The sequence below is a fragment of the Pseudomonadota bacterium genome (genome assembly GCA_022361155.1).
Lineage (GTDB): Bacteria > Myxococcota_A > Polyangia > Polyangiales > JAKSBK01 > JAKSBK01.
In genome coordinates, this window is record JAKSBK010000224.1 from 1 (window position 1) to 6,493 (window position 6,493).

Annotated in this window: 7 protein-coding genes and 1 tRNA gene; 3 read left to right on the forward strand and 5 right to left on the reverse strand. The window is 66.4% G+C overall.

From position 1 onward, the window contains the following. The coding region (locus MJD61_08600; protein ID MCG8555331.1) for a hypothetical protein at positions 1-184 on the reverse strand (184 nt) is incomplete at its 3' end. Between the two features lie 240 nt (positions 185-424). Further along, the gene (locus tag MJD61_08605; GenBank protein MCG8555332.1) at positions 425-1,750 is read right to left on the reverse strand and encodes a thioredoxin family protein; all 1,326 of its coding nucleotides are present in this window, start codon (positions 1,748-1,750) and stop codon (positions 425-427) included. Positions 1,751-1,895: 145 nt separating this feature from the next. Between MJD61_08605 and MJD61_08610 the strand changes: the two genes are divergently transcribed. Together MJD61_08610 and MJD61_08615 are read left to right on the forward strand one after the other, a co-directional pair. After that, positions 1,896-2,807 carry a hypothetical protein gene (locus MJD61_08610; GenBank protein MCG8555333.1) on the forward strand — a complete coding sequence of 304 codons (912 nt, stop codon included), beginning with the start codon at positions 1,896-1,898 and terminating at the stop codon, positions 2,805-2,807. 121 nt (positions 2,808-2,928) lie between these two features. Next, entirely contained in the window at positions 2,929-4,131 is a 1,203-nt protein-coding gene (locus MJD61_08615) for a hypothetical protein (GenBank protein MCG8555334.1), read from the forward strand. 226 nt (positions 4,132-4,357) lie between these two features. Here the strand turns inward: MJD61_08615 and MJD61_08620 are convergent, their stop codons facing one another. Together MJD61_08620 and MJD61_08625 are read right to left on the reverse strand one after the other, a co-directional pair. Next, the gene (locus MJD61_08620; protein ID MCG8555335.1) at positions 4,358-4,954 is read right to left on the reverse strand and encodes a hypothetical protein; all 597 of its coding nucleotides are present in this window, start codon (positions 4,952-4,954) and stop codon (positions 4,358-4,360) included. Positions 4,955-5,108: 154 nt separating this feature from the next. Further along, complete coding sequence (locus tag MJD61_08625) at positions 5,109-5,462, reverse strand: hypothetical protein (GenBank protein MCG8555336.1); 354 nt, start codon at positions 5,460-5,462, stop codon at positions 5,109-5,111. A gap of 123 nt (positions 5,463-5,585) precedes the next feature. On the opposite strand from MJD61_08625, the gene MJD61_08630 reads away from it, so the two are divergent. Then, a tRNA-Met gene (locus tag MJD61_08630) sits at positions 5,586-5,659 on the forward strand. 16 nt (positions 5,660-5,675) lie between these two features. On the opposite strand, the gene MJD61_08635 is transcribed toward MJD61_08630, so the two are convergent. Next, a partial coding sequence (locus tag MJD61_08635; GenBank protein ID MCG8555337.1) for a hypothetical protein occupies positions 5,676-6,493 on the reverse strand: 818 nt, incomplete at its 5' end.

Sequence of the window (6,493 nt, forward strand, 5' to 3'; positions counted from 1 at the left end):
CGAAGACGCGGCCGTCGCTGGTCAACACCGAGGCCGGACCGAATTGGGTCATGACGTCGAAGCGCACTCTGCTCGGACGCTCGACGAACATCCAGACGGTCCCGCGCACACGCCCCTCCGTGCCCCGCTGATCGACGCGCGCCTCCGCTTGCAGTCCGCGTACCCCCGCTCGGGACGCCTGCAACGAACCGAGCGCCTGACGCGCGCTAGTGTGGGGGTACCGGGGCACAAAACCAGCGCCGCCACAGCCCACCAGCCACGCAATGCCAAGACAACAAAGCGGGCCAACACAACAAAGCGGGGTGAGTACTGCGCCCGACAGAACCCCAGGCCAGCCGCGGCTAGCCCGCATCGGTCGCCAGCCTCCGGCCCGCTCTATCGATCGGAACCGCATGCCCGATCCGCCCGCGCAAAACGGGCTATTCTATTGCACTCGCCGCAGCAGCGCGACCATTTCTTCGGGTCCGATGAAGCTCGTCACGCGCGCGGCTTCGCGCCCGCTGCGGTCATGCAGCACCACAAGCGGCAGGCCGCGCTGGTTGTACGAGGCGAGCAGCGCCCGCTTGGCGTCGGTGTCTTTTCCCGGACTGAGGTCGACTTTCACCGCCACGAAGCGCCGGCCTTCGCGCACGACCCGCGGATCGGTGAAGGTGTGGCGGTCAAGCTCCCCGCATGCCGCGCACCACGACGCGCCGAAATCGACGATCAGCGGCCGCTGCTGCCGGTTGGCCAGCGTCCTGGCAGCGTCGAAGTCGTGAAGCCAACGCAGGTGTTCGCCGGCAGGCAGCGCCTCGTGATAGCCCACCAGCCCGAGCGTTCCGGCTACCACGAGCCCGATGCCGAGCACCTTGCGCACGCGTGCTGCGAGGCTTGCAGCGTGAAAGCTCACATGCACCGCACCGAGGCCGAGACCGGCCGCGAGCGTCGCGAGCGAGCCCCATAGAAACGGCCTGCTGTGCTCGAAAAGGGCTGTCAAACCCACGAGATCGCGCACGTAGTACAGCCCGGCCACGATCATCACGCTGCCGAAGAGGCTCTTGGCCCACTCCAGCCACTGACCTGACTTCGGCAAGCTCATCGAGAACGTTCCCACCAGCCAGAACAGCACGCCGAGGCCCAGCGCGTAGACGAACAGGCAAGCGCCCCCGAAGGCCACACTGCCGCTCGTGCTGACCCAGGTAAGCAGGAATCCGAGCACCGGGCCCGTGCAGGGTGCTGCGATCAGCGCACTGACGAGCCCAAGAGCGAACGCACCCCGGTAGCCCACCCCCCCGACCGTTGCGAGCCTGTTCTTGAGCGCGGGCGGCAGGTCCAGGTCAAAGGCGCCAAACATCGACGCGGCCAACGCGAAGAAAAGCAACGCAAGCCCCACGAGCACCCAGGTGTTCGACAGCGCCGCTCCAAACACGTGGCCGGTGGTTGCCGCAAAAAGGCCCAGCGGCGTCAGCAGGCTGGCCAGGCCGAGGACGAAGGCGGTCGATAGCAGGGCGCTTTCTCGGCGGCTCTTCTGCTGGCGCGCGCCAAAGATGCTGACGGTGATCGCGATCATCGGGTAGACGCAGGGCGTCAGCGAGGTCGCGAGCCCCGCAACGAACACGAGCGCCAATGCCAGGCCGACGCTCCCCGACTCGAGCGCGACCTGGAAGTCGCCCGCCAGTCCAGGCGAGGCCTGGGCCGCCGCCGACCCTGCGGGCAATGAAGCAGCCAAGCACGCACATGCCCAGCCCAGTTGACGCACCAGATAATTCATTATAACTGTATGTATCTTCTATTAGTGCCTGACAGGGCACCGAACATGCCCCAATGTAACCTCTGGGAGGAGCTTCCGGCCCCTGTTAGTATGAGGCTCTGCTACTATTATTGGCTTGCCCACGATGCCTGGAAAGGAGCCCGCCATGTCCTCTGTGTTGTCGAGCATCCGGGAGAGCAAGCGGCGCGCTGCGCGATTCACCGCCGAGTCTCTTTCCGAACGAAGGCACGGGGGCACCCTGGAAGGCAGCTTGCAGCGCGTCCGCGAGCGCGAGCAAGCCCTGCGCATCGGCGTCCGATCCAGCAGCTACGTCCGTGGTCGCGATGTGCTCGAGACCGTGGCGTCCGTGGTGCAGCCCGACGGCGCAGCCCGCGTTCACCGCCTGGACATTCGCGGTGCCAACGTGCGAGTCAACCTCATCACCGAAGCGGGAAGCGAAGAGGTGGTACCGAGCGACGTGGTGTTTCGGGGACTCAAGCTCACGCACTCGCTGGTGGACGAGTACCCGACGCGCGTCCAGGGCTTTTTGCTCCGGATGGTGTGCCTGAACGGCCTGACCGACGAGGATGCAAGCACCCAGCTCGCTGCCGCGCGGGCGCTGACACCCGCTCTTGTCTCCTCGCCTGCCGAGCTGCCGGCATCCGCGCTCGTGTTGGCCCGTGTTCGCGAGCAAGCGCTATGCGCGTGGCGCCGGCTCGAGCAACGCATCGCCGACCTGCGCGTGATGGCGCAGCGCGAGGCCGAGTTCGAAGCCGAAGCCCAGGCGTGGCTCCGTCACGGGCAGCTCGAGCCCGGGCGCTTGATGCCGATGCTCAGGGCGGCCTGGCAAAGCGACGGCGAGCCTCCCACGGGCTTTGGACTGCTGAACGCCTTCACATGCGTGGCCACGCACGTTGACCACCTGTCCACACGTCAGCGCCAGACTCTGGAGAGCCTTGCCAGCCGGATCGCCTCCGGCGGTGGCGTGCCCGTGGAAGCAAGCCATTGGCTCGGGCGACTGGCCGGGCTGGCGAGCGCCCGGCTTCGAGGCCACGGTTTTTCCATCGCAACGCCTTGAACCCGAGCGGCCGTCGATGCCAAGGTATGCCCGCCGGACGCGAGCGAGCTCCAGCAGTCCGGCCGGCACGAGCCCTGAAACAGCACGATGACGGTGTAGCGGAGCTGACGAGGCGAGCGAAATGAAGCGAGGGATGGCTTTAGCGGCAGCGGTGTGTGCGGCGTTCAGCGCCGGTTGCGAGCTCATTGTCGATTTCGACCGCAGCAAGATCGACGACGCGGGCGGCCTCTTGCCCGACGCCACGGGCTGCGAGCCCGGCACGGGCGAGTGCGACAACGACCCCGCAACCGTGTGCGAGACCGACCTCAACACCGAGCTTGCCCACTGCGGGGCCTGCGACAACGCCTGCAGCGACGCGAACGGCACGCCGAGCTGCGAGGATGGCCGGTGCTCGATCCAGTGCGACGAGGGCACCGCCGACTGCGACGAAGACGTGACCAACGGCTGCGAGGCGGACTTCAGCACCGATCCCCTCAACTGCTCCAAGTGCGGCATGCAGTGTCCCGCTGTCCCCAACGCCTCGCCCGTGTGCGAAGCCGCCAGCTGCACCTTCCAGTGCAACTCGGATGCGCAAGATTGCAACCAGATGCCCGACGACGGCTGTGAGTCCAACGTCACGAGCGATGTCCTCAACTGCGGCATGTGCGGGACGGCCTGCCCGGCCGGGCCGAATTCGCAACCTACCTGCATTGCCGGCGCATGCGGTATCGAGTGCGACTCGGATTTCTCGGACTGCGACGGCGACCCCAACAACGGCTGCGAGGCCGAACCGAGTGTGGACCCCATGAATTGCGGAGGCTGCGGAACGCAGTGTCCGGCCCGCGACAACGCAACGCCCGCGTGCGCGGCAGGCATGTGCGGGTTGATGTGCAGTGCCGGCTTTGACAACTGCGACGGCATGCAGGCCACCGGCTGCGAGACCGAGATTACCACTACGACCGACTGCGGCAGCTGCGGAACAGCGTGCCCCGTGCGCGACAACGCCACGAGCCAGTGCGCCGATAGCCAGTGCGGGTTTACGTGCAACGCCGACTTTGACGACTGCGACGCGATGGCGGAAAACGGCTGCGAGGCCAACCTACAGACGAACGCCATGCACTGCGGTGGTTGCGGGATGGAATGCCCTGCGCGCGCCAACGCCACCGGTGACTGCACGGCGGGTCAGTGCAGCATCGGCTGCGACGCCGGCTGGGGTAACTGCGACAACATGCAAGCCAACGGCTGCGAGACCGACCTGCAGACGAGCGCCGCGCACTGCGGCGGCTGCGGTATGGCCTGCGCGGCGCCAACCCCTAACTGCAGCGCAGGAATGTGCGTCCTGTGAACGCAGCCGTTCACCGGGGTGTTCGCCTCTACGACGACTTCCCAGGCGGTCTTCTGGACGGCGTTCGTCCTCGGCCTCGCCCTGCGCTGCAGCTGATTCCAACCGCCGCCCAAAAGTACTCCTCGGGCGATTCCTGCGGGCGCGCTCGCCCAGAAAACCGCCTGAAAACCCGACTTCCAGGGGCATGAACGGTTACCTCTGATCTGAACGGTCGCCTGAGGGACGCCTACCCGTCCTTGGGCAGCATGCCGAATTGCAGGTGGTAGCCGCCGGTGGATTCCAGGCTTGCGGAGACGGTCTTGAGGCCCCGCCTGTACCTGGCTGGCTCGAACCGCCAGGCGGAGCACAGGCCGCTGGCGCCGAGCTTGTAGCTCTTGTTGTGTTCCTGGCAGATGCCGGCCTCTTCGACCGCGAGGACCAGCTTGTAGCCCGCCTTGAGCTTGACCTTGGCCTTGACCGTCACGGAAACGGGTCGGCCCCGCGCATCCAGCGCACCATCGAAGTGCAGCGTCGGGCCGATGCGGACGAACCGCTTGTGGATCTGAGCCGGTTTGATCTTCTTTTTGACCCGACGAAACGTGAGCACGCGGGAATGACCAATGCGGAGGCGGGGTGGCAGCCGCAACGTGGCTCCGCCGATGTCCATCAAGGCGCCGGCCTGGCCAATGGCTTCGGTGACCTTGCCGCGTCCCTTGTAGCTGGGCATCGGCCCCGGCCCCTGCGGTTCCTCGGCCAGCGCCATAGCCGCCCACAGCAGACCCGATGCCAGGGCGACGGCGCCGCTGCTTGTACCAAGTCGCGTCTTAGAACCAGACCGTTGCATGGTTGCACCTCCAGGCAATTCGGTTGGACGCACGGCGCCCCCGTTGCTTCACAGGGCGTCCTCGTTGCTTCATCCTCTGGCGTTGTGTAGCACACGGTTGGGCGGCGATGACACGCTCCGCTGCCGAGTCGGTCAACCGCCACCGCTGATTCGGTCAGCCGTTGCCGTCGGTCCTGGAGCCGTCCGCTGGAGCGTCCACCGCCGAATCCGTTTCGGCATCTGTTCCGGCATCTGTTCCGGCATCTGTTTCGGCATCCGCCGCATCTGCGCCGCTGTCGCTCGGTTGCACCATCCCGGCGTCCGAAGGCATGGACGCGTCTGTGGCCCCAGCGGGCGGTGCGATCGGTGTCCCGATGTGCGGGGGCACGGCCGCCGTGGGCCCGAAGCGGGTCGCTCCCGGATCACCGAGCGGCGGATCGGTCTGCGGCCCCCCGATGCATCCAGCTGCCGCCAACGCCAGCAGCAGACCTAGTACCGAGGCTAGTACCGCGCGCACCCAGCCCATCACGTTACACCCTGTCAACTCGCAGTGCAGCATGCAACCCCCGGCCGCTTTTCTTTGGCCTTTTGGTCTTTGGGGGCGAGATTGACACCCACGGGGTCGTACCTATACTCCGCCGGGCCAGAACGGGCCGACGTAGCTCAGGTGGTTAGAGCGGGCGTTTCATACGCGCTAGGTCGCTGGTTCGACTCCAGCCGTCGGCACCCTTAGGAGGCGCCGCTAGCGGCTCCAGCGCACGGTTTCGACCAAGCCGGCAATCACCCGGTTCTGGTTCAAGCCCTCCGGATTCGAGACGAACACGCCGCCCCGCGAGGACGCGAACGCGACCATGCGGCAGTCCGGCGAGAAGGCGGGGTCCTTGTTGATGCCCTGCCCTTGCGTCAGCCGGGTATAGTGCCCGGTCCGCAGGTCGAGGGTGAACACATCGAAACCACCGTCCCGTCCCGTAAAAGCGAGCATCGGTTTCTTGGGATCGGGGCACCAGGCGGGCGTCTGATTGTGTGCGCCGCGGTACGTGACACGCTTGGGCATGCCACCCGTGGCGCTCATGGTGAAGATCTGCGGTCCACCGTGGCGCGAAGAAACAAAGGCGATCTTGCCGCCCGGGCCGCACGCGGGGCTGACGTCGATTCCAGGGTGCCGGGTCAACCGTCGCACATCGCTTCCGTCCACACGCGCACTGTAGATTTCACTGTTGCCGCTGCGTGTGGACGAGAAGTACACCCGCTGACCGCATACGGAGACTCCCATGTTAAGGCCCGCTCCTCGTATGACCGGACGCTGGCCAGAGCGGGTATTGGTGATGAACATGCCCCGCTTGGTCAGCACCGAGTACCAGACGCCGCCCGCGCCGAAACTCGGCAGCATCGACACCCCGCGCCCGCTGCTGACGCGGCCGATGTTCGCACCGTCGTAGTCGGCCACGTAGACGTCCTTGCGTCCAGGCCCCACGCGGCGCGCATAGGTGAGCTTGGTATGGAACGCACCGGACTTGCCGGTCAACACGCGAAGCAGCTCGTTGGCGAACTGATGCATGA